General features: G+C 55.6%; 22 protein-coding genes and 2 pseudogenes. 6 read left to right on the top strand and 18 right to left on the bottom strand.

The window, feature by feature from the left end:
* Positions 1–15 precede the first annotated feature (15 nt).
* The 3 genes from MKleb_RS15345 to MKleb_RS15335 all read right to left on the bottom strand — a co-directional run bounded on the left by MKleb_RS15345 (position 16) and on the right by MKleb_RS15335 (position 2778).
* Positions 16–768 carry an amino acid ABC transporter ATP-binding protein gene (locus MKleb_RS15345; RefSeq protein ID WP_025107019.1) on the bottom strand — a complete coding sequence of 251 codons (753 nt, stop codon included), beginning with the start codon at positions 766–768 and terminating at the stop codon, positions 16–18.
* Complete coding sequence (locus MKleb_RS15340; RefSeq protein WP_014229048.1) at positions 746–1441, bottom strand: amino acid ABC transporter permease; 696 nt, start codon at positions 1439–1441, stop codon at positions 746–748. The genes MKleb_RS15345 and MKleb_RS15340 overlap by 23 nt, the downstream gene beginning before the upstream one ends.
* Before the next feature lie 551 nt (positions 1442–1992).
* Positions 1993–2778, bottom strand: a complete 786-nt coding sequence (locus MKleb_RS15335) for an HAD-IIB family hydrolase (protein ID WP_014229050.1) — start codon at positions 2776–2778, stop codon at positions 1993–1995.
* A 407-nt stretch (positions 2779–3185) separates the two neighbouring features.
* On the opposite strand from MKleb_RS15335, the gene MKleb_RS15330 reads away from it, so the two are divergent.
* Together MKleb_RS15330 and MKleb_RS15325 are read left to right on the top strand one after the other, a co-directional pair.
* A complete protein-coding gene (locus tag MKleb_RS15330) occupies positions 3186–3926 on the top strand; it encodes a serine O-acetyltransferase (protein ID WP_228740743.1) in 741 nt (246 codons plus the stop codon).
* Positions 3927–3959: 33 nt separating this feature from the next.
* Positions 3960–4657, top strand: a protein-coding gene (locus MKleb_RS15325) for an IS1 family transposase (protein ID WP_223274117.1) whose coding sequence is annotated in 2 segments (ribosomal slippage) — positions 3960–4209 and positions 4209–4657 — 699 coding nt in all. Because the reading frame shifts where the segments join, the coding sequence is not laid out codon by codon here.
* A gap of 16 nt (positions 4658–4673) precedes the next feature.
* Here the strand turns inward: MKleb_RS15325 and MKleb_RS15320 are convergent.
* Positions 4674–4952: pseudogene (locus MKleb_RS15320) on the bottom strand (MFS transporter); the annotation flags it as partial.
* Positions 4953–5414: 462 nt separating this feature from the next.
* Here MKleb_RS15320 and MKleb_RS15315 point away from each other — a divergent pair.
* A pseudogene (locus tag MKleb_RS15315) lies at positions 5415–5842 on the top strand (carbohydrate porin); the annotation flags it as partial.
* 82 nt (positions 5843–5924) lie between these two features.
* Here the strand turns inward: MKleb_RS15315 and MKleb_RS15310 are convergent.
* From MKleb_RS15310 to MKleb_RS15260, 11 genes are all read right to left on the bottom strand, one after another.
* Positions 5925–6884, bottom strand: coding sequence for a YbgA family protein (locus tag MKleb_RS15310; protein WP_217075970.1), 960 nt, complete (start codon positions 6882–6884; stop codon positions 5925–5927).
* A 14-nt stretch (positions 6885–6898) separates the two neighbouring features.
* Positions 6899–7432 (bottom strand): DUF3833 domain-containing protein, encoded by a 534-nt coding sequence (locus MKleb_RS15305; protein ID WP_102803594.1) that lies wholly within the window; start codon positions 7430–7432, stop codon positions 6899–6901.
* Positions 7429–8652 carry an SAM-dependent methyltransferase gene (locus MKleb_RS15300; protein WP_102803593.1) on the bottom strand — a complete coding sequence of 408 codons (1224 nt, stop codon included), beginning with the start codon at positions 8650–8652 and terminating at the stop codon, positions 7429–7431. The genes MKleb_RS15305 and MKleb_RS15300 overlap by 4 nt, the downstream gene beginning before the upstream one ends.
* The gene (locus tag MKleb_RS15295; protein ID WP_047723943.1) at positions 8649–9371 is read right to left on the bottom strand and encodes a DUF1365 domain-containing protein; all 723 of its coding nucleotides are present in this window, start codon (positions 9369–9371) and stop codon (positions 8649–8651) included. The genes MKleb_RS15300 and MKleb_RS15295 overlap by 4 nt, the downstream gene beginning before the upstream one ends.
* Before the next feature lies 1 nt (position 9372).
* Positions 9373–10632, bottom strand: coding sequence for an NAD(P)/FAD-dependent oxidoreductase (locus tag MKleb_RS15290; RefSeq protein ID WP_025107994.1), 1260 nt, complete (start codon positions 10630–10632; stop codon positions 9373–9375).
* Positions 10629–11348 (bottom strand): SDR family NAD(P)-dependent oxidoreductase, encoded by a 720-nt coding sequence (locus MKleb_RS15285; RefSeq protein ID WP_025107993.1) that lies wholly within the window; start codon positions 11346–11348, stop codon positions 10629–10631. The genes MKleb_RS15290 and MKleb_RS15285 overlap by 4 nt, the downstream gene beginning before the upstream one ends.
* A complete protein-coding gene (locus MKleb_RS15280) occupies positions 11345–11779 on the bottom strand; it encodes a nuclear transport factor 2 family protein (RefSeq protein ID WP_025107992.1) in 435 nt (144 codons plus the stop codon). Before MKleb_RS15280 ends, MKleb_RS15285 begins: the two co-directional genes overlap by 4 nt.
* Positions 11780–12021: 242 nt before the next feature.
* Complete coding sequence (locus tag MKleb_RS15275; RefSeq protein WP_014229100.1) at positions 12022–12750, bottom strand: MerR family transcriptional regulator; 729 nt, start codon at positions 12748–12750, stop codon at positions 12022–12024.
* 101 nt (positions 12751–12851) lie between these two features.
* Entirely contained in the window at positions 12852–13196 is a 345-nt protein-coding gene (locus MKleb_RS15270; protein ID WP_025107991.1) for a DUF1294 domain-containing protein, read from the bottom strand.
* A 97-nt stretch (positions 13197–13293) separates the two neighbouring features.
* The gene (locus tag MKleb_RS15265; RefSeq protein WP_162557312.1) at positions 13294–14481 is read right to left on the bottom strand and encodes an MFS transporter; all 1188 of its coding nucleotides are present in this window, start codon (positions 14479–14481) and stop codon (positions 13294–13296) included.
* A 143-nt stretch (positions 14482–14624) separates the two neighbouring features.
* Complete coding sequence (locus MKleb_RS15260; protein WP_014229103.1) at positions 14625–15761, bottom strand: alpha/beta hydrolase; 1137 nt, start codon at positions 15759–15761, stop codon at positions 14625–14627.
* Between the two features lie 171 nt (positions 15762–15932).
* Between MKleb_RS15260 and MKleb_RS15255 the strand changes: the two genes are divergently transcribed.
* On the top strand, positions 15933–16817 hold the full coding sequence (locus MKleb_RS15255; RefSeq protein ID WP_014838299.1) for a LysR family transcriptional regulator: 885 nt from the start codon (positions 15933–15935) through the stop codon (positions 16815–16817).
* 100 nt (positions 16818–16917) lie between these two features.
* Here the strand turns inward: MKleb_RS15255 and MKleb_RS15250 are convergent, their stop codons facing one another.
* On the bottom strand, positions 16918–17814 hold the full coding sequence (locus tag MKleb_RS15250) for a LysR family transcriptional regulator (RefSeq protein WP_033837165.1): 897 nt from the start codon (positions 17812–17814) through the stop codon (positions 16918–16920).
* A gap of 158 nt (positions 17815–17972) precedes the next feature.
* Here MKleb_RS15250 and MKleb_RS15245 point away from each other — a divergent pair, with 158 nt between their 5' ends.
* Positions 17973–18953 carry an NAD(P)H-dependent flavin oxidoreductase gene (locus tag MKleb_RS15245; protein WP_217075968.1) on the top strand — a complete coding sequence of 327 codons (981 nt, stop codon included), beginning with the start codon at positions 17973–17975 and terminating at the stop codon, positions 18951–18953.
* Positions 18954–18997: 44 nt separating this feature from the next.
* On the opposite strand, the gene MKleb_RS15240 is transcribed toward MKleb_RS15245, so the two are convergent.
* Both MKleb_RS15240 and MKleb_RS15235 read right to left on the bottom strand, forming a co-directional pair.
* Entirely contained in the window at positions 18998–19828 is an 831-nt protein-coding gene (locus tag MKleb_RS15240; RefSeq protein ID WP_217075967.1) for an oxidoreductase, read from the bottom strand.
* Between the two features lie 194 nt (positions 19829–20022).
* Positions 20023–21048, bottom strand: coding sequence for an AraC family transcriptional regulator (locus tag MKleb_RS15235; RefSeq protein ID WP_025107986.1), 1026 nt, complete (start codon positions 21046–21048; stop codon positions 20023–20025).
* An 838-nt stretch (positions 21049–21886) separates the two neighbouring features.
* Between MKleb_RS15235 and MKleb_RS15230 the strand changes: the two genes are divergently transcribed.
* Positions 21887–22075, top strand: a complete 189-nt coding sequence (locus tag MKleb_RS15230; protein ID WP_071532263.1) for a cold shock small protein YmcF — start codon at positions 21887–21889, stop codon at positions 22073–22075.
* Positions 22076–22327: the final 252 nt, after the last annotated feature.

Below are 22327 nucleotides of genomic sequence, written 5' to 3'. Positions count from 1 at the left end.
TTAACTCGCCCCGGATTACGGGAGCGCGGTGCTTAAAGAGGCGATAAACTCCGCAGTTCGGGGTCTCTTCGCGTGTAAAAACAAATCGTTAGCGGAGCCGGACTCAACAATTTCCCCGGCTTCCAGAAACACCACCTGGCTGGCGATATTCGCCGCCAGACGTAAATCATGGGTCGCCATGATCATGGTTGTTCCTTCCAGCGCCAGCTGGCGCAGCACGGCCACCACTTCGCCGGAGAGCTCAGGATCGAGTGCGGAAGTCGGTTCATCGCACAGCAGCACCGCCGGTGACGGCGCCAGCGCGCGGGCAATCGCCACGCGCTGCTGCTGGCCGCCAGAGAGCGTATTCGGCAGGGCGTTGCATTTGTGCAGCATGCCGACTTTATCCAGCAGTTCTTCACCACGGCGGCGGGCGCGTTCGCGATCCCATTTATGCACCGTAATCAGCCCTTCGGTGATGTTGTCGAGGGCGGTCATATGCGGAAACAGCGCGAAGTTCTGAAACACCATGCCGGTCTGGCGGCTGATGCGACGAATATCCTGGCCTTTTATCCGAGTGTCCGGCGCGAATGTGATGCGCTCTTTGCCGATGGTCAGCTCCCCGGACTGAGGAATTTCCAGCAAATTAATGCAGCGCAATAAGGTGCTTTTCCCGCTGCCTGAAGGGCCAATCAGCGTGGTTACCGTGCCTTCTTCAATCGTTAAATTGATGTTCTTCAGCACCCGGCTGCCGTCGAAACTTTTTTCAATGCTGGAGAGCGTTATCATTGACCTGACCTTTTACTGTCGTACCCGCTAATTTCCGCTCCAGCTTCTCTTGCAAATGCGATAACACCGAACTGAAGAACAGATAAATAATCGCCGCTTCGCTGTACAGAATCAGCGGTTCATAGGTCACTGCCGCAATTTGCTGCGCGGCAAGAAACATCTCCGGTACGGTGATCACCGACGCCAGCGAAGTGTCTTTTACCAGCGAAATAAAGGTGTTAGAGAGCGGCGGCACGGCGATGCGCGCGGCCTGCGGCAGAATAATACGACGCAGCGACTGCGCCCATGTCATGCTGATGGAATGGGCGGCTTCCCATTGCCCTTTCGGCACGGCCAGCAGCGTTGCCCTGATCACTTCTGAGGTATACGCACCAATATTGACGGTAAAGCCAATCACCGCCGCAGGGAAGGCATCAATGGTTAGCCCAGCGCTCGGCAACGCGTAGAAAATCAAAAATAGCTGCACCAGCAGCGGTGTACCGCGAATCAGCCAGACGTAAAACCGTATCACCGGCTTTAAAAAGGCCGGGCCGTACAGACGCAAAAGTGCCACCGCAAACCCGAGCGACAGCCCAAGAATAAAAGAGATCAGCGTTAAGGGAATGGTGAATTTCAGCCCCGCGGAAAGCATTGGCCAGAAAGAATCAATCGCTAAGGGTAACCATGTTGGCACTGCACACCTTCCGGACATAGCATCTTGCCAGAAATTGCTGGCGGAATATTTTATTAGCCCGGCTTAATTATTTGGGGGCCGGATTAGTGAGAATTATATTCTTTGCGCCGTGTGCGAAAACAAATATATACGAATAACGTTATATAGAAAAAAGCTAAGCCATTCTTTTTTGATGCAAACCCGCCGTCGTTACCTGCCGTTTTATGGCATCATTTGCGTGAAATTTCGCCATTAATGCACCATTTTTAATCGATTTGTCCGGAAATGGAAACCTCCAGACGCTATTTATATGAACAATAGTGTTTCGTTGGAAACGTCGGGAGATCACCAAACGGAAAACTTTTTTGCATACGGTAAAAATGACGGTATTGGTTTTTATCAGTAAGAAAAAACTAATATAAGACATGGTGTTATGAGATGTGTACATAACGAAGCACTGATGGGAACCGGCTGCCTGCGAACGTCAGGCAACCGCTGCAACATTTTCTGAAAGCCAGAGAGAAAAACCAGGGCGCCGGGGAATCGTTAAGCTGGTGGGTAAATTGCTGCTTTCAGAGGGATTTTTGGCCGAATACCGCCTGCGCCATCTCCACGAACCCCGCGCCGCCGGGGCCGAGCGTTACCCAGCGGGGGGCTACGGGGAGGTGATCCAGATACTGCCGGACGGTGCTGACGCCTACCGTGTGTTTGAAAAAAGCGAACATCGGCGCGTCGTTGGTTGAATCGCCGCTGTAGAGAATAGCTTCCCGCTCCCGATCGATATCGACGCCGTAGTGCTGAGCCAGAGTACGGCGCGTCATGGTCAGCTTGTCGTAGCCACCCAGCCAGCCCAGCACCCACAAGTTGTTGACGGTAGCGTCGGCACCCGCCTGCCGCAGCGTGTTGACGATGCGGCGCTCCAGTACCGGGTCGGCAGGCCGCGCGAAGGCCAGGCTGGTCAGGCGGAAGGGCTGATCGTCCGCCAGACGGGCTTCCGGTAGCGCTGCCAGGACCCGGTCGGCGATGGTCCGCAGCCGGGCGGCGACGGATGCCGTGGCGTCGTCCGCGTGCCAGTAATGATGCTCGATGCCATGCCCGTCCGCGGTGCGGCGGAAAAAAAGCCCGCCGTTTTCGCCAATGACGCCGTCAACAGGCCACATCCGCGCCATCTGATCGCACCAGCCCGCCGGCGCGGCGGTGACCGGGATCACCCGTATCCCGGCGGACTGCAATTGTTCAAGCGAGGTATAGGCGGCGGCCGACAAACGGCCCTGCCAGGTGAGCGTTTCATCCATATCGGTGAGGACAAAACGTACTGGCTCGAATTCATTAGCGGGAGCATCGGATAAAGCGCGCATAGGGAACCTTAAACATCATGATTTAATAACGGAAATGTTACGTTAATTCCTCATAATCAATAGCTAAAAATCAGTTATGCTTTGCAATAAATTCGCTATAACTTTTCCCTCATTGTCCAACTGAACGGTGGCGTTAATGACTCCATTTTTCACCCCGCCACATTTTCGTACCATCGCGAACGAGTCGCTCTGGCGAAGGAGGGACGCATCGATCGTATTCGCCGGGTGTGGTTGATTGTCGAATGTGTTGATTTAAAAGTATTTACTCTTTTTAGCTATTCAAAGTCTATATGGTTATTTGTTTTTAATGTGGGTAATGCATAAAAGTGAGGTGACGCAAAAAAAAGATTTATCGATGCGATTTTAAGAAGGATATTATTATGCCGGAAGCGGGTGAATTGTATCTCATGCCGAAAAGAGAAAATAACTGGCATTTAAATAATGTCGTCGATGAACTCCGTCGCGTTCGTCAGGCGTGGCGCGATGAACATGCGAAAAATAATTATCGTAATAAACGTAGTTTACCTTCCCGGGAAAGCGTTAATTCAGTCACCGATACCTTGATAAAAGTGCTTTATCCGATGCGATTAGGTGATATTGAATTACGCAAAGAGGGCGAAGATTATTACGTCGGTCATTTGCTAGGCACCTCGCTAGACCGATTGACCGAAGAAGCGGTCCTGGAACTTTATTATCAGTCAGATGAGCAGGATGCGAGTCACACGCTGTCGCAGGAGGCGGTCAGGCGGGTTCAGCAGTTTGCCAACCGTTTGCCGGTCATCCGCCAGCGTCTCGATCGCGATATCCTCGCGGCGTATCAGGGAGATCCTTCCGCGCGCAGCATGGATGAGGTGCTGCTCTGCTATCCGGGAATTCATGCCGTGATGCACTATCGTCTTGCCCACGAGCTGCATCAGCTCGGTCTGCCTCTGCTGGCGCGAATGATATCTGAAAAAGCGCACAGCCAGACCGGAATAGATATTCATCCCGGCGCGCAGATTGATGACGGATTCTTTATCGATCACGGAACCGGCGTGGTGATTGGTGAAACGGCCATCGTCGGTAAACGCGTGCGTATTTACCAGGCGGTTACCCTTGGGGCCAAACGATTTATTGCCGGCGATGAGGTAATGGTGCCAACTTACTGATTTAGTGTATGATGGTGTTTTTGAGGTGCTCCAGTGGCTTCTGTTTCTATCAGCTGTCCCTCCTGTTCAGCTACTGAAGGCGTGGTGCGTAACGGTAAAAGCACTGCCGGACATCAGCGCTATCTCTGCTCTCACTGCCGTAAAACATGGCAGCTACAGTTCACTTACACCGCCTCTCAGCCCGGTACACACCAGAAAATTATTGATATGGCCATGAATGGCGTCGGATGTCGCGCCAGTGCACGCATTATGGGCGTTGGCCTCAACACGATTTTACGACACTTAAAAAACTCAGGCCGCAGTCGGTAAACTCACGCATACAACCGGGCAGTGACGTCATTGTTTGCGCGGAAATGGACGAACAGTGGGGTTACGTCGGCGCTAAATCACGCCAGCGCTGGTTGTTTTACGCGTATGACAGGATACGGAGGACGGTTGTGGCGCACGTATTCGGTGAACGCACGTTGGCCACGCTGGAGCGTCTTCTTGGCCTGCTGTCGGCCTTTGAGGTCGTGGTATGGATGACGGATGGCTGGCCGCTTTATGAATCACGCCTGAAGGGAGAACTGCACGTTATCAGCAAGCGATATACGCAGCGCATTGAGCGGCATAACCTGAATCTGAGGCAGCATCTGGCAAGGCTGGGCAGGAAGTCACTGTCGTTCTCAAAATCGGTGGAGCTGCATGACAAAGTCATCGGGCATTATCTGAACATAAAACACTATCAGTAAGTTGGAGTCATTACCGTACGCCGGCTCTTAACAGCCAGGGGCGGTATTTACCTGCTTTTGACGTTCTTTTGTCAACATACGTGCCGACCATCGGATCCCAAAAGACATTGATGATTCGGACAAAAAGAAATATAAACCCTGCCGTTGCCGTGCTGATGGTATTAACCGTCAGCATGTGAAGAGCCAGAAAGCCGCCTATTGTGCCAAAAACCAGGTTTTGAGCGAAGTCGCCCATACCATAACCAATACGTTCTCCACGCGTTAATTTATGATATTCATCATGGCGGCTTTGCATTATGTTTTTACTCATTCTGAGCAGACTCCGGTGTGTTGTGTGGATGTGTAACAATTTCTGACATAAATGATCTCGAAGAATCTATTACGTTTTTAAATTAATTTATTATGTTTTTTTACTTCTGTGATCATCGAAGCAAAGCCTCCTCCAGACCCTCCATTTCACTTGTTGATTAACGCGTTACAAGCTATACCCCGGTAGATTTAAAACACCGCAAAACCGGCATTTTGTTTTATTGTTTTTTTTACTCTGGCCACTCCAGGAAATGTACTCTACAGGGTTGTCCGCGCGCTGAGTAAATGGCGATAATATCTGCGGGTGGGCTCACGTTTGGGTGTTTTCTTAATAGCGAAGCGAAATAACGTAATATATTCTGATTGCCCAGAATGGGATTGTTATTATCCGAATAAAGCTAACCTATATTGAGATAATTATGACAATGATAAAAAACTTCCATTACCGATGGCGGTCGTGGCCACGCTGTGCCCAATTTTCGTATTCGCGCGAGAATTTACTCAAGAACAGATCGACGCCGTGCTGATAAAAAAGTGGATGTTATTACCAACCCGCAGACCACCGCGGCCACGCCGGATATGGCGATCCCCTTCGGTCTGAAGGCCCGCTACGGCGCGCAGTTCCAGACCGGCGATCGGCCGTTTAGGCAATGAAGGCAATGGCGGCGAATTCCAGATAACCAAAGCCTTCAACAGCTGTAAAGGAGCTATCTGGGATATCAACGTCATGTTTGCCCACCGGAGCGATGAAGTTAACCTGAAAAAAGCCTACGTCGGCGTCACCAACGTGCTGGAGTCTAACCCCAATGCCAAATCGGAGCCGGCCGTGACTTCCATCAGCGTCCGCAACAGGGGATCAACAACGACTTCCGGATGGGGTGAGGCATGGTTCTAGAAGCCGATGGATCCAACAACGAAGAGGCTGGCGTGCGCCAGCCTCTTCGCGCGTTCAGCTATCTCAATGCACCGTCAGGCGCAGGGCCAGGTCCTGCGGGTAGGGATCAAAGTAGTTCTGCGCCTGCAGATAGCGATCCGGGTATTCGGCCAGATAGTGCTTAAGCAGCGTTAACGGCGCAAGGATAGGCAGCAGCCCGGAGCGATAGTTAAGGATCACCTCCCGCAGCTCGCCGCGCTGGCGGCTGTTTAGCTGGTTACGAAAGTAGCCCTGAATATGCATCAGCACGTTGGTGTGGTTTTTACGCGAGGCGGGCTGTTTCAGGATCGTCATCAGTTTTTCGCGGTAGATCGCAAAGAAAGCCTCCAGATCCTGCCATTCGTGGAGCGAGGCAACGAACGGGCCAATCTCGCGGTATCCCGCCTGATGGTGGGCCAGCAGCTGCAGTTTATAGCGGCTATGGAAATCCAGCAGCGCGCGGCTCGTCAGGCCATTTTTGTGCAGACAGTTAAGCTCGTGCAGGGCGAAGACCCGTTCGACAAAATTCTCACGCAGCACCGGATCGTGCAGGCGGCCATCTTCTTCCACCGGCAGCCACGGATATTTCTCCATCAGCGCGGCGGTAAACAACCCTGTGCCTTCTTTTCGCCCGCGATTGCCCTTTTCATCGTACAGCCGCACGCGCTCCATGCCGCAGCTGGGCGATTTGGCGCAGACGATAAATCCCGATAGTTCGCCCAGGGTCGAGAGGTGGGCGCTGGCGAAATCGGCCATCTTCTCCGTCACGTCGTCGTGCGGTGCATGCGTGAAGCGCATGCGGATTTCCCCTTCGGTCGTTTGCACCAGCCGCAGCGCCGGGCGCGGGACGGGGAGGCCGATAGCCATCTCCGGGCAGACGGGTTTAAACGCCACCCACTGCGCCAGCTCGTCCATCACAAAGCCCATGCGCTTATGCCCGCCGTCGAATCGTACGGCAGAACCGGTCAAACATCCGCTGATCCCAATGACAGGTTGTGTGTTCATGGCGTAGTCCTCTTTTATTGTGCGGTTCGGGTGAAGAAAAGGGTCACGGTGGCGACGGTAATGCCAAATTTCTTCATCTCGGTTTTGTTGAACAGGTGCGCGTCGTCCTGCAGGAACATCCAGTCGTCGAAGTGCAGTAGCCAGGTGCTACCGCTGGCCGTCACGTTCATGCTGTAGCGCCAGTGAAAAGCGTTGCCCGCCGCCTGGCCGGTCGCCACGCCGGCAATGTCGCCCGCGGTGCCTTCATAACGGTGGTCGCCGGCGCGGCGAATGCGCCATACCCGCTGCTGCTTTTCGCCATCATCGTAAATAAAGCGTTCGTGGAGCGTCAGCGTGTCGCCAACAACGTCGCCGTCAATGGCGACATGGAAGCGGCGCAGCTGTTTGCCGTTGCGATCCTGAACCATCCCCCAGGCTTCCGTTTTGCCCTGAAAGTAGTGGAAAATGTCCAGCGCCGGCTGCTGCTGCCGGTAGTCGGCCACTTCGGCGCTGCAGCCCGCCAGCGCCAGCATCAGCAGCGCGAGGCCAAGGGTCAGAATGCGTTTCACGATGTTCGCTCCGCGGTAAGCTGCACAACGCTGATGGTGCGGGCGTTAAACCCGGCTTCGCAGTAGCCGAAGTAGTAGAGCCACATGCGGCGGAAGCGATCGTCAAAGCCGAGCTTCTCAATATCCTGCCAGGCGTGGATAAATCGCTGCCGCCAGTGGGCCAGGGTGCGGGCATAGTCCGGCCCCATATCGAACAGATCGCGCACCACAAAATCGGTGTGCCGCGTCATCAGCTCGTTCATCGCCGTGATGCTGGGCAAAAATCCGCCGGGGAAGATGTAGCGCTGAATAAAATCCACGTTTTTGCTGTAGCCGCGATAGCGCTGATCCTGGATGGTAATTGCCTGGATCGCCATTCTGCCGCCCGGGCGCAGTCGCGCCTGGCAGGTGCGAAAGAAAGCCGGCAGATAGCGTTGCCCCACGGCTTCAATCATCTCCACCGACAGCAGCTTGTCGTACTGGCCGGTCAGATCGCGGTAATCGCAGAGCAGTACCTCGACGCGATCCTGCAGCCCGGCGCGGGCAATTCGCGCGTTGGTCCACTGGAACTGTTCCTGCGACAGGGTGGTGGTGGTGACCCGGCAGCCGTAGTGGCGGGCGGCGTATTCGGCCATCGCCCCCCAGCCGGTACCAATCTCCAGGAGATGATCGCCGGGCGTAAGCGCCAGACGCTCGCACAGGCGCGCCATTTTGGCCCGCTGGGCCTGGGTGAGATCCTGGCCGTCGTCGGTAAACAGCGCGCTGGAGTAAAGCAGCTCGTCGTCAAGGAAGTGGGCGTAAAAGTCGTTGCCCAGATCGTAATGGGCGGCGATATTCGCCTTCGCCTGCGCGCGCGAGTTGCGGCGCGTCCAGTGGCGCAGCCGCTCGACGGGCTTGCCCAGCAGCCGGAAGCCGCGCTCCAGCCGCCCCAGTACCTGGCCGTTACGCGCCAGGATCTGCAGCAGCGGCGTCAACTGCTGGCTCTCCCATTCGCCGTCCATCCAGGCCTCCGCGGCGGCGAGGCTGCCGCCGGTCAGTAAACGCCGGTAGACGCCCGAGGAGAGCACGTGCACCTCGGCGCGCAGCGCGGCGGCGGGGTCGCCAAAATGAAAGGTCTGCGCCCCTTCGCGTACGGTGAGCGCCCCTTCGCGAATGCCGCTCAACAGACGAAAGAGCAACCAGCGCGCGATACGCACGTTGCGCGGGATATCGGGTTCAAGCGCAAAGACTGGATCGGTCATGAGCGTTCACTCCTGCTGACAGGATGGTTGTACAGCGGCACGCGCTTGAGCCATAGCCGCAGCGCCTGCCAGTAGATCGCGAGGACGGTTTTCAGCGTCATCAGCGGAATGCGCAGCAGCAGCCCGCGCAGGCTGGCCCGCGTTAAAGGCGCGCGGCTCAGGGCCAGCGTGGCGTCGAAGACTTTCGCGGCCTGATGGTTCTCGATATGCATGTGCAGCGTTTTACCGGGACTGTTAAAGCGCCAGAGGTAGACCATATCCATCGGGTTAAACGGCGAGACGTGAAAGGCTTTCGCCAGCGGGCGCGCCCGTTGACCGTCTACCGCGTAGTAATGGCGCTCATTCCACGGCGTGTTGCGCACTTCGGCCAGCACCCAGCGCAGGGTACCGGCGCCGTCGTAGCAGTAGTAAAAGTTGACCGGGTTAAAATGAAAGCCCAGGTAGCGCAGTTGGGTCAGCAGCATGACGCGGCCATCCGGGCGCGCGCCGGTCAGGTTTTCCAGCCGGTTCAGAACCTGCGCTTTCAGCGGCGTGCCCAGCGGATAATCCGCATCATAAAAAGAGGCGGCAGCAAAGCGATTGCGGCGGATACCCGCTTCGCCGAGCCGATCCAGCTCATCCAGATCGAGCCAGGCCATAAAGATGCGATAGCGAAAGTGGTGCGCTTTCGGCTGAAGACGGCGGTGGCGTAATACGCCCTGATAGAGGCAGCTGTTCATGTCAGAGGTTCTCCGCCGCGATAATGCCGTTGACCACATCGAGGGCGCTGCGCACGCCATCTTCATGAAAACCGTTGTACCAGTACGCGCCGCAGAACCAGCTTCGCTGGCGGCCGTTAATCTCCTCGCGCCGCATCTGGGCGGACCAGCTTTGGGGATTAAATAGCGGGTGTTCATAGACCATACGCTTCCAGACGAAGCGCGGGTCCACCGGCGTTGGCGGATTGAGGGTGACGCAGAACAGCGGGGCGTCGGCAGGCAGGCCCTGGAGAATATTCATGTTATAGGTGACGCAGGCGCTGGCCTGATCCTGTTCGCTCAGGCGATAGTTCCAGCTGGCCCAGGCGCGCTTGCGCACCGGCAGCCAGCGGGGATCGCTGTGCAGGACCACCTCGTTTCGCTGCCAGCCGATATCCCCCAGTATTTCGCGTTCGGCGAGCGTCGGGTCCGCCAGCATGGCCAGCGCTTCGGCAGAGTGGCAGGCGAAGATCGCCTGATCGAAGTGCTGCTCCTCCGCTGCCAGCTGGAGCGTGACGCCATCCTGATGACGGATCACGTTCTGCACCGGCGCATTGAGGCGCAGGCGCAGGCGATCGCCGGACCGGGCAAGCAGGGCGCGCACGTATTCGCGCGAGCCGCCGGGCACCACGTACCACTGCGGGCGCTGGCGGATATCCAGCAGGCCGTGATTATCAAAGAAGCGCAAGAACAGCGCCAGCGGGAAGCGGCGCATCTCCTGCAGCGACGAAGACCAGATAGCGGCCCCCATCGGCAGGATATAGTGGCGTGCGAAAAAGGGGCTAAAACGGTGCCGCTCAAGGAAGGTCTGCAGCGTGGCGCCCGGGTCGAACGCTCCCGCCAGAGCCTGCTTCGCCAGGCGATTAAAGCGGACGATCTCCGTCAGCAACCTCCAGAAGGCCGGCTTTAACAGATTGCGCCGCTGGGCGAAAAGCGAGCTCAGGCTGTGGCCGTTATACTCCATCCCGCTCTGCGGATTGTGGACCGAAAAGCTCATCTGCGTTTTTTGACCGCTCAGCCCAAGCTCGTTAAGCAGGCCCATAAAGCGCGGATAGGTGCGATCGTTATACACGATGAATCCGGTATCGATGGCCCAGGTACCCTGCGGCGTGGCGATATCCACCGTGGCGGTATGTCCCCCCGGCGTGGACGCCGCTTCGAACAGGGTCACTTCGTGTTGCCCGGCAAGGCGCCAGGCGCAGGTCAGCCCGGCAATGCCGCTGCCAATAATCGCGATTTTCATGAGCGCACCATCCTGCGCAATAGCCTGCGCTGAAGTCCTTCAGGAAGCCCGGCCAGCAGGCGCAGAATCAGGCAAAAGCCCGTCGGGAAGGTGATACGATCGTGCCCTTTCGCCAGACCGCGGCGAATCGCTTTAACCGCCTGCTCCACGCTCACCTGGCCGGGCATAGAAAAATCGTTTTTACGCGTCAGCGGAGTGTCAACAAACCCCGGCGAAACGACCGTGACGGCGATCCCTCTTGGCTCCCAGTCCAGGCGCAGACTGTTGGCAAACCAGGTCAGCGCCGCTTTCGAGGCGCCATAGGCTTCGGCCCGAGGAAAGGGTAGCCAGTGCGCCATCGAGCTCACCAGCACCACGCGATTCCCGGCTGACAGCTGCGATTGAAGCGCCGCCAGGCAGTTCACCGGCCCGAGAAAATTAGTGGTGATGACCCTTTCAACCAGCCCGGCATCCACCGTTCCGTGATCGAGATATTCGCAGGTCCCGGCGCAGAGAATGATCAGATCGGCGCGGCAGTCAGAGAGCGTCTGGCGACAGGCATCCCTGTCCGTCATATCGAAAGAGCGGACGCTGATGTGGGGGCTGTGCTGCTGTAGCGCCGACAGACGCGACGGATCGCGGCCGCAGGCGATAACCCGGTGGCCGTCCGCAGCGAAGGACCTGGCGAGTCCGGCGCCAATGCCGGAGCTGGCGCCGGTGATGAGCACCGTCATCATGACCGCACCCTCCGTTTAGCGCCGCGCACCGCCCAGCCCAGCAGGGGAAGGTGTTCGTACAGCATCTCCCCGGCGTCGTAGTAGTCACGCTGGTGAATAATTCGTTCGTCTTCAACGGTGGCCACCGAGCAGCCCGCAAGCTGTAGCACCTTTCCCCCGGCAAGTCGCGGATGCGACCAGTGCATGGTCCAGGCGACGGCAAAACGTTGACCTTCGCAGAGCGGGGCATCGAGGGTGAAACGGCAATGATCGACGTTGGCCAGCAGGTGCGAAAGATAATCCTGGATTGCGGACAGCCCCTGGTGTTGGCCAAAAGGATCGATCAGCACCGCATTCGTGTGGTACAGCGCGGCCAGCGCCGAAGGCGGCTGGGTATCCAGCGTGGCGTAGTACGCGCTAAAACGACTGATGGCGGACGACGAGGGACTCATAGGTCACTTCCTGAGTAAACAATATGGCATAGTTAAAACTTACACAATTAATGTTATTTGTCCAAGTTTTGGCTAAAATATTTTTTATTTTTATTTAATATCAGTTGGTTATCAATGTTCATTTGGTGCATGATTTTGTGGGTGTTGGAGAGAAAAGAAGAGTCAGCGGGCTTGTGCGAAAAAAGAAGAGGGACAATTCTGAGGGACCTGCTCGTTGCGCCACGGAGCGGTGGCGCACGCAGTTACAGCGCAACAATCTCCAGAGAGACAACCTGTTGCTGCCAGCGTTCAACCTGTTTCTGCCGGGCTGCAGAGAGTTTACCGGTCGTCACCAGCAGCCATTTGCGATCCGGCAGGATCTCCGGCGCCAGGGTCGCGGGGGGCGAGGGAAGGATGTCGATGCGGTGGCCCTGACCGGTGCGTTTGAGCGCTTCGAGCCAGATTTCGCAGGCGTCCGTCAGGTGCCAGCCGGTGATCAGATAGTTATCGCCGGGCGCCTTTTTGTCCCCTTCGAGGCAAAAAGAGGTGTAGGCGATAATGATGCCGTCGAGGATTTCGCGCAGCGTCATGATGGCCGGTACGTTGGCGGAAACCTGGCTACGCAGCGGGCGCAGCACTTCGGTGACCAGCTCGGGGCGGGGGGATTCACGACCGGCGTCGTAAATCAGCTGGCGCAGGGATTCGATTTTCCCCTCTTTAAGCCGCTGGAGCATGTTCTCCTGCAAGGTGATCCAGTTATTCGTCCGCCGTGCGCCAGGGCGCGCCAGCAGGGGCTTTACCTGGCTGACAGGTACCCCTTTTTTTACCCAGTCGAGGATTTTAAGCGCCTGCTGGATATCGTCATCGTTATACAGGCGATGGCCGCCATCGGTACGCTGTGGTTTAAGCAGGCCGTAGCGACGCTGCCAGGCGCGGAGCGTCGTCGCGTTTATGCCGCAAAGCTGCGCAAATTCTCCGATGGAGTAGGTCATAAGGTACACCTGATAATCAACAATACTCTCAATAATATACTACGAATAGCTGCGGGTTGAGTGCATTCCACGCGTTTGCAAACCGTTAGCCTCGCCGGAACTTAGTGAAAAGAAAAAGGAGAGAACAAATAAATCGCCACCATCCCTGAGAGGCTGACGATCGTGCTGATGATGAATCGGGTTCTGAACGGCTGCTTTTGCGTTTTGTGGCGGAACAGCTGTTGGCCGGCTATCGCGCCAGCCCAGCCGCCCAGCACCCCGAACGCCAGCAATGTGGCTTCCGGTACTCTGCGCCAGGCCCTGCGCGCCGCCATTTTATCCACGCCGTAGATCGCCAGGGTCAGCGCGTTGACCAGCAGGAGCCAGGTAGCAAAGGGCCAGGCGGTAAAAATGCTGCCGACCGCTGCGAAGATCAGGAGCAAATAACAACATCGATTGAGATTTATCATATGAGCCGCGGTTATTTTTAGCGTGTATCGAAGCCGCATTATACGCATTACCCGCGGCGAGAAAAATCCGCTACCCGCTTCGGATGGCGTGAGCTTATTGCGTCATTTGCCGGCTGGTGTACAACGTCATCCCGACCGCGGCAAGAAGCAGTATGCCGCTTAAGCCAAACGCGCTTTGCCACCCCAGGCGGTCAAATACCAAACCGCCCGTCGTCGAACCCAGCGCGATCGACAGCTGAATAACGGCAACCATCAGACCGCCTCCCGCTTCGGCGTCGTCGGGCAGCGTCCGCGCGATCCATGTCCACCAGCCGGTTGGCGCCGCGGTCGCCAGCATCCCCCACAGGCTTAACAGCACGGCAACGGTCCAGGCGTGGTGTCCTACCAGAAGCAACGTGCCGGCGATGAGGGCCATCAATAAAGGGATGGTCATTAAGGTCTGATAAAACCGGGCGTTGAGGAGTGTTGAAACGCCCAGGGTGCCGATAAAACCCGCGACGCCGATAGCGAGCAAAATCAGGGACAGGCCAGAGGCGCTGACGCCGGTCACCGCTTCCAGAAACGGCCGCACGTAGGTAAATAAGGCAAACTGCCCCATAAAGAAGAGTCCGCAGGCCAGCAGACCGATCGCGACAATGGAGTGTCTGAGCAGGCGAAGCACGGAGCCGCGCGGCCGGCTCGCTTTATCGCTTTTCATCGCAGGCAGGCTGAAGCATTGCCAGATGAACGCAACTATCGCCAGCGGCACGAGGCAGAAAAAGGCGCCGCGCCAGCCGACGGTGGCCCCCAGATAGCTGCCAAGCGGCGCGGCCACGACGGTCGCCAGCGCGTTGCCGCCGTTGAAAATCGCCAGCGCGCGGGGAACCTGGTGCGCGGGGACCAGCCTGATGGCGGTGGCCGCCGACATCGACCAGAATCCCCCGATAACGATGCCAATCAGGGCTCTTCCCGCCATATAGATCGCATAGCTGTGGGCCAGCGCGACAATCATTCCCGAGACCGCCATCAGCACCGTCAGCCCCAGCAGAAGGTGTTTACGATTCAGACTTCCGGCAAGGTTAGAGATAGTCAGGCTGGTCAGCACCGCCAGGGCGCCGGAAATGGCAATGCCCTGGCCTGCCAGCCCCTCGGTGATGTTTAGCTCTCCGGCGATCGGCGTCAGCAGGCTGACCGGCAGAAACTCGGAAGCGATGAGGACAAAAACGCACAGCGTCATGGCAAAGACGCCGCCCCAATGGGCGTGCGGTTGAGGGTGTGGTGTACGACGACTCAGTGTGGACATGATAGGGGGATCTCTTTATTTTTCCGGCCAGATTCGGGGGCGGCCGGAGCGGACGCTATTCATTGAATAACGACTAAAACGTGGGTAAACGTCATGCGCGGGCGAGGGCAAGCCGCCCGCGACGATCGGGCGGCTTCCGGCCGTTATCTCAGGTTGGTTTTGAAAAACTGTTCAAATCTGGCAAACGGGATTTTACCGGCCGCATTGTCATAGAGATCGACATGGTTCGCGCCGGGGACAATCACCAGCTCTTTCTCTTTGCTGCCGATGGCCTTAAAGGCGTCTTCGGCAAAATAGCGTGAGTGGGCTTTTTCTCCGGTCACGATCAGCGTCGGGATAGTGACTTCACTGGCATAGCTCAGCAGCGGCATATTCATAAACGACAGCGGCATGGTTGCATTCCACGCGCCGGTTGAGTTCACGGAGCGGGCGTGGAAACCGCGCGGCATCCGATAATAGTCAAAAAACTCTTTCAAAACCGGGTTCGGGTTGGCCGGCAAGGTTTCCGGCAGAATACGATCGCCTGCGCTGACGTGACCTTTCTGATCGACATAAATATCATGCCCGCCCGGCGCGAAGGTGCCGCTTTCCGCATCCTTCCAGCGCTGCGCGTTCAGATACTGCAAGACGGCGCGGCGATCGGCGGTGGTATAGCGGTCTTTACCGTCGCCAACGCCGTGGCCCATCGCGCGGCTCATGTCGTACATGACGCTGGTGGCCACCGCTTTCACCCGGGTATCCATCGCGGCGTCGTTCAGCGCCATGCCGCCCCAGCCGCAGATGCCGAGCAGGCCAATTCGGTTGCGGTCCACCTCGTTTTGCAATCCTAAGAAATCTACCGCCGCGCTGAAATCCTCGGTGTTGATATCCGGAGAGGCGACGTTACGCGGATGGCCGCCGCTTTCCCCCGTATAAGAAGGATCGAAGGCGAGGGTGACAAAGCCCTGTTCCGCCAGGGTCTGCGCATACAGACCGCTGGACTGCTCTTTCACCGCGCCGAAGGGGCCGCTGACGGCAATCGCCGCCAGCTTGCGCTCGCCGCGATCTTTCGGAATGTAGAGATCGCCGACCAGGGTGATCCCATAGCGGTTCTGGAAGGTCACCTTACGGTGAGTGACTTTCGCGCTTTCCGCGAAGGTTTTGTCCCATTTTTCGACCAGCGAAACGGGCGCGTTTGGATTGGTTGTCCCGGCATAGCTCATGGTGGTGACTCCACTTAGTGACGCGCATAGCAGCATGGCAGGCATGGCGGCCGTCAATTTTCTGGTAAACGCTTTCATTAATCATTCCCCTAAAACAGGTTCCAGATACAGGTTTCATACGGACAACGCTGCTGTGCTTTGTTGCAATGCGCTGATTATAGTTAGCAGTCAGAGTGCTGATTAGCGGGTGAAAAGTGCTAAGATTCATATCATATTGTTATAAATTACGGCGCAGGCGCGGGAGGAATCATGGCAAAACGGGAAAACTATAACGATCTGTACCTGTTTATGCTGGTGGTGCGGGAGGGCAGTTTTACCGCCGCGGCGCAGCGGCTTGGGTTGGCGCAATCCGGCGTCAGCCGTGCGGTACGTGAACTTGAAGAAAGGCTGGGGGTACAGCTTCTGGTGCGTACCACCCGTAAACTCTCGCTCACCCAGGCCGGCGAGCAGCTCTATCGAACCGTTGAATCCGGCTTTGATGCGTTAGATTCGGGGCTTTCCACTCTGGCGTATTATCGCAACACCCCCACCGGTACCGTCCGCATCAATGCCAGCCAGCACGCCATTGATAAAGTGCTTCTGCCAAAGCTTTCGGTGTTCAAACAACGCTATCCCGATATCCGGCTGGAACTCATCAGTGAAAGCCGGTTTGTCGATATTATCGCGGAGCGATTTGATGCCGGGGTGCGTCTGGGGCCGGAAGTCGGCGGCGGTATGGTCGCGGTGCGCATTTCACCCGATATGGAGATGGTCGTTGTCGGCACGCCCGAGCATTTTCGCCGCTACGGTTTTCCGCAAACGCCGGCGGACCTGGTGGTTCATCCCTGTATCGCGTACCAGTTTGGCGACGGGACTATTTATGCCTGGGAACTCAATCAGGACGGTAAAAAAATCACCCACCGGCCGCAGGGACAGTGGGCCTTTGCCGACAGCTATATGGAAGCGAAGGCCGCCCGGCTGGGGTTGGGGCTGGCCTATGTCCCGCAGGAACTGGTTGCCGATGACTTAGAGCGAGGCGCGCTTATCAGAGTCCTGCAGCGTTACAGCCAGCGGCTGGAAGGCTCTTTTCTCTATTATCCCCATCGTAATGTGTCGCCCGCGCTGCGGGCGGTGATAGACACGCTGAGAATCTGAGCAAGCAGGACCCAGAGTGGGGCGCGGATCGTTGACTGGGTTTAAGGCAGTAACCGCAAGCATTTATCAATCATTGTGGTTTTTCACGGGGATGAGTGCCTTAATCCCGTTTTTCCAATAAGCTTTCTAACCACTCGGTAAACACCCGCACTTTGCGTGAGAGATGGCGGTGCGGATACAGAAGTGACAATTTGCGATCGGGGGTGGGGTTGTCAGGTAAGACTTCCACTAACAGGCCGCGATCGAGATAAGGCTGTAAAAAAACGTTCATTCCCTGGACTAATCCCAGCCCTGCCAGGCCTGCCGATAAATAGGTTTCAGAGTTATCGATGACCAGCTTGCCGGGAAGCGTCATTTCAACTGTTCCTTCTGGCGTAGAAAACGTCCACGGCATAATTTGTCGGCTGCTGCTGTTAATCCAGTTGATGGCCTGATGCTGCTGTAGATCCTCCAGCGTTTGCGGCACACCGTGGCTGGCAATATAGGACGGGCTGGCGCAGGTCGTCATTTTAATATTGCCTAACTTACGGGCGATATAGTCCCCGTCGTCCAGTTCCCCCACCCGCAGTAAGCAATCAAGACCATCGCGCAGCATATCCCGGCGGAGGTCTGAGCTACTGAGGATGATTTCGACGCCAGGGTGCTGGCGATAAAAATCAGGCAGATGGGGGACGACCAATAACGTCGCAAAAGCGACGGGCATATCCACGTGAAGCTGGCCGTGCAATACGCTATCGCTCCCAAACGACTCCAGCAGCGCATCTGCCTGGGCCAGTAAAGGTTTACTCTGCCGATAAAACGCTTCGCCGTCAGGCGTCAGGTTGATGCGCCGCGTTGTTCGCTGCATCAAACGCGTGCCGCAGTGCTGCTCAAGCAGCTGCAATGCCTTAGTGACGGCAGGACGATGAATTTGCAGGTTCTCCGCTGCCTGAGTAAAGCTACCGGACTCGATAATTTCAATAAAAATGCGTATCGATTCAAAGAGGTTTATTTGCATAGCGGGCTTCTTTTACCGGGATCGGGATATCATATTGTTATTGATTTTATAATAGTGATGCACTTTTTCGGCTATTTTTCTAAATAATATAACGTCCTACACTCCTTCCATCATGAAACTGAACCGCTCCATAGCGCTATTGTGAAGGATATTACCCCATGAAAAATAACCGAATCTGCCAGATCCTGAATATAGAAAAACCTGTTATTCAGGGGCCGTTATCGTGGTTGACCGATGCCCGTTTAGTCGCCGCTGTCAGCAATGCCGGCGGGCTTGGTGTGCTGGGGCCGAATGCCGGTTTAACCGCTGAGACCGCGGTGTCCACGCCGGAAGAAACCGCCGAAAAAATGCGTGAAGAGATCCGCAAAACCAAACGGCTGACCGAAAAACCTTTCGGCGTGAACCTGATCCCCGCGGCTGAAAACGATATCTGGACCCCGCCTATTTTGCAGGTGATAAAAGAAGAGGGCGTCAGGGCCGTGGTGTATACCGGCTACGGTGAAGGGGCGCTCATACCGGCGCTGTTCAACGAATTAAAAGAGGCGGGCATTGCTATCATCTATCGCGATATTAACCCGACGCCTGAAAATACCCGCCTTGCTGAAGATGCGGGCGCCGATATCATCGTCGCGACCGGCTTTGATGAGGGAGGTACATTGCCGGGGACCGTGCTGGGAACCTTTTCTATCGTGCCGCTGATCGCCGATGCGGTGAAGCGTGTTCCGGTGATGGCCGCAGGCGGTATTACCGACAAGCGCACCGCCAGAGCGGCGCACGCGCTCGGCGCTGAAGGGATATTTGCCGGTTCGGTTTTTATCGCGACGGAAGAAAGCAGAGTGCCGCGGTCGGTCAAAAATATAATTATTGCCGCCAGTGGCCTGGATTTGCTGCTTTTCCGCACGCTGCCCCATTACTATCGCTCTCTGCCGGGCAGACTGGCCGAAAAACTGGTGGCGATGGATAAAGCCGGCGCCAGCAACGAGGCGCTCGGTGAAGCAATGGGGGGATTACGCGGCCTGCGCGTCGGCATGCTGGAAGGCAATGCCGATGAGGGCTATATCGCGCTCGGCACGGGTATCGGCAGCATCCGCAGCGTCAAAAGCGTAGCGGAAGTGGTCGACGCGTTAACCGTGAGTTAGTGCTCCCCAAGAGACGCAGGCCGTTCAGCTAAATCATCCGCTTGTTAGCGTGTCTGACTGAGAATAATACGGTCGAATATACGGTCGCCCAGCCAGACGCGCAGACAGATAAGCATTTTTGCAAACCTACCCGCGGCATAGCGCGTACGTGGGTTCTTACTGTTAATGGCGCTTGAAACGACATCCGCGATACCCTTCGGATCGCTGCCTGTCCCGTGCCCGTAAGTTTTTTTGATCGACGCGGCCACCATTTTCACCAGTTGGCCATAGGGGCCACTGTGTGAACGTTTGACGATGCTTTCGCTGGCAGCATCACCGAAGCCTGTCTCTATCACCCCCGGCTCGACGATCGTGACCTTAATCCCAAATCCGGCGACCTCCAGGCGCAGGCAGTCTGACCATCCTTCGAGCGCGTGTTTTGTGGCGTGGTACCAGGCACCAAGGATGCTGTACATCTTCCCTCCCATCGAGGAGATGTTGACAATATGCCCGCTACGTCTGGCCCGCATTGCAGGGAGCAGTAGCTGCGTCAGCCGTGCGGCACCAAAGAGGTTAACCTCAAATTGATAGCGTGCTTCATCAATACCGATCTCTTCTACGGGTCCATACAGGCCAAAGCCTGCATTATTGATCAGGACATCCACTCCCCCGGTTTGCGACAGAATGGCGTTTACACAGGAGACAATCTCCTCATCCCTGGCTATATCCATCCGTAACGGCTGTGCGCCAAGTTCGGCCAGATCGGCCATTTTATCGATGCTACGGGCGGCAACATATACCTGGTAACCATCCTGAATCAGGCGACGGGCAATAGCTTTGCCCATCCCTGACGATGCGCCGGTGACCAGCGCGGTTTTCTTTTCCGGAGCGAACATAAGGACCTCGTTTCATGGACTGGCTACAGTTTGCCTGCAGACAGACTCTTTTCATCTGGCCTTATGCGCCAGTACGCTTGCTAACGGCGCCATTCGCTTCAGATCAGAAAGGAAGCCGCCTTCTGTGGAAACGACAGGAGGTAACGCGATTCTTATGGCAAGTCGGTGCTTAACAACTGCGTCATCTCGTTTGTTTAACCTGAGGAGTTCTTTCCATTAAGACGCATGCTCCCTCTGACGGTTTCCGGCGTCTGTCCGGTCCAGGCCATAAATGCGCGATAGAAGGAGTTTGGATCTTCAAAGCCAAGCAGGAATGCAATCTCATAGCCGGAGAGATGGGTATGACTCAGATAGTGCCGCGCCAGATTCTCCCGGCAAATATTGACCAATGTACGAAAATTTCCTCCCTCACTTTCAAGTCTGCGCTGAAGCGTACGTTTGCTCATACCGAGACGCTCCGCCGTTTTCTCAATAGTGGCTTCGTTACCGGGAAGAAGCTCAAGAAGTACCGCCTGTACGCGTTCAGTTGTTGAGGCCGTTTCATCTAACGTGCTGAGACGGCGGCGCAGCTCTGGTTCAAATATTTGCCACATTCCTTCGTTCACCGTTAAAAACGGGCGGAGAGCATCAGCGGCGGAAAAGCTGATGGCCGGTTTTTCTCCATACGCTACGGCGGTACCGAAAAAGCGGGTAAGGTGGCCGTCCTGTATTCTGGCGGGAAGCTGAGGGAGCGTGACTTTCACTGCTGTGACCGGTTCGCGAGTGGCAAGTTTTAGCAGCCGCAGTAAGAAAGCAAGTTCTGCTATCTGCAGGGACGGAGGAATGTTTGTCGCTGACAGCCAGCGCGGTGAAACGGTAAGGATGCCGCTGTGTTCTACAACTATTTCCAGAACCATTGGGGCAATGAGTTGCTTATATCTGGCCAGTCGCTGAACTGCCTGCATCATGTTGGTGCTGCATAGTGCGGCGAAAAGCGGGGGATCAAAGATTTCAGCAGAGACTCTTTCTACCAGTGGTAAGGGAAAAGCAGGATCGTTTGTTTCTACCTCAAGGGCGCGCCAGAAACGAATATACTCCTCGATATTAAGGCCGCGCTCTGTCCTCGAAAACGTGTCGTCGGGCAATCCTGCTTTGCGTAGTAGATGTTGAGGCTCTAAACCCGCATCTTTTAGCAGCGCTTTCCAGCCGATATTGAGAGAGAAAGTACGGTTATGTGCCATTGTCAGGTTTCCGCAGGATGAGTGTTGTCAGGGAGCGAATCTTTTCCCGGAGAAGAGCATAACGTTTCAATCCTGGCGGTAACATTCATAAAGCGCCACAATTGTGGCAAATCACGCCAAATGAGAGGCGGCTGTACACCTTCCCGGGGTCATCGGGTCATCCCTGGGCGGCCTCTCCAGCCTGGGCCCTGGATTCATTCGCGTTACCAGCTCGCCAGCTGGCGAACATCGTGGCGTGAAAATAAAGCTTGCTATCAATCGCCATCTGTGTGATAAATAGCAAGTTGATTTACTACACAGATGCGGTAATAAACGGTTTAGCGAAGCAGTTCTCATCTCAAGCGTTATCCACAGATAATCCTTCTTTAGACTCTCCTTATCGTGATTAATTAAGCTCTGTGACGCGAATAATGTTAAAGTTTTTTGAACCTGCGACAACGATGACGGTCTAAACCCGAGTAGACAGGCTCAGAAGCTGGCGCAAACGGTGATAGTGAAGGAAAGTCCTTGTATCTCCCGTTTAGCGTGAAAAGTGCATAAGAGATAGCGTTATCCCAAAGCACACGATTATTTTATTGAAATCTACCGAACATTACGTGCCCTCGGGCAAACTAAGAAATTAACAACATTAAAAAATCGCTGGTGCAGTAATAGAGTTCAGTCTGAAGTGCGCTTCAGATGTTTCTATAAGAAGTAATGACAATGATGTCATTGTTATTCTCAACCATTCAGAGCAGCGTTTTTACGCTGTGACAGAAAAGCCGGGAAGGCGTTTTCTGTGAAATATGGCTAAATGTCCCTGCGGTAGAGAATGTTGTAGCAAAAAGAGGCTAACATCATGATTGACCACATTCATTTCAGATGCCCATGCTGTCATGGGTCACAGTACAGAACATCCACCTACGATGTTTCTGAAAAAAATCCGTTTGGCGCGAAATGCATTTTTTGTAAATCCGCAATGATTACATTTGATAACATCGCACCGCATATTTCCAGAAACTCGGCATCGCTGGCGTTACGGAAGTAAGAAAAGGCCCCGAAAAGGGCCTTTGATATCTGCAAATACCCTAAATAATTCGAGTTGCTTAAAGGCGGCCAGGGCGTGAGCTTCAAGAAGCATAGATAACGCCTTATCCCGGCGGCCCGTAAGGGCGAGGCTCATGGATGAACCGAGTAAACACATAAGCCGCTTGAAGTATGACGGGTATAGTAAGCATTATTACCATTTTGATCGGGCTGCCTGCGGGCAGCTTTTTAGTTTGTTTAAATTTAAATCACG

The organism is Klebsiella sp. PL-2018 (genome assembly GCF_019048985.1).
Lineage (GTDB): Bacteria > Pseudomonadota > Gammaproteobacteria > Enterobacterales > Enterobacteriaceae > Klebsiella > Klebsiella michiganensis.
Note: the sequence above shows the minus strand (reverse complement) of the source record. Positions and strands in the feature narration are given on the sequence as shown.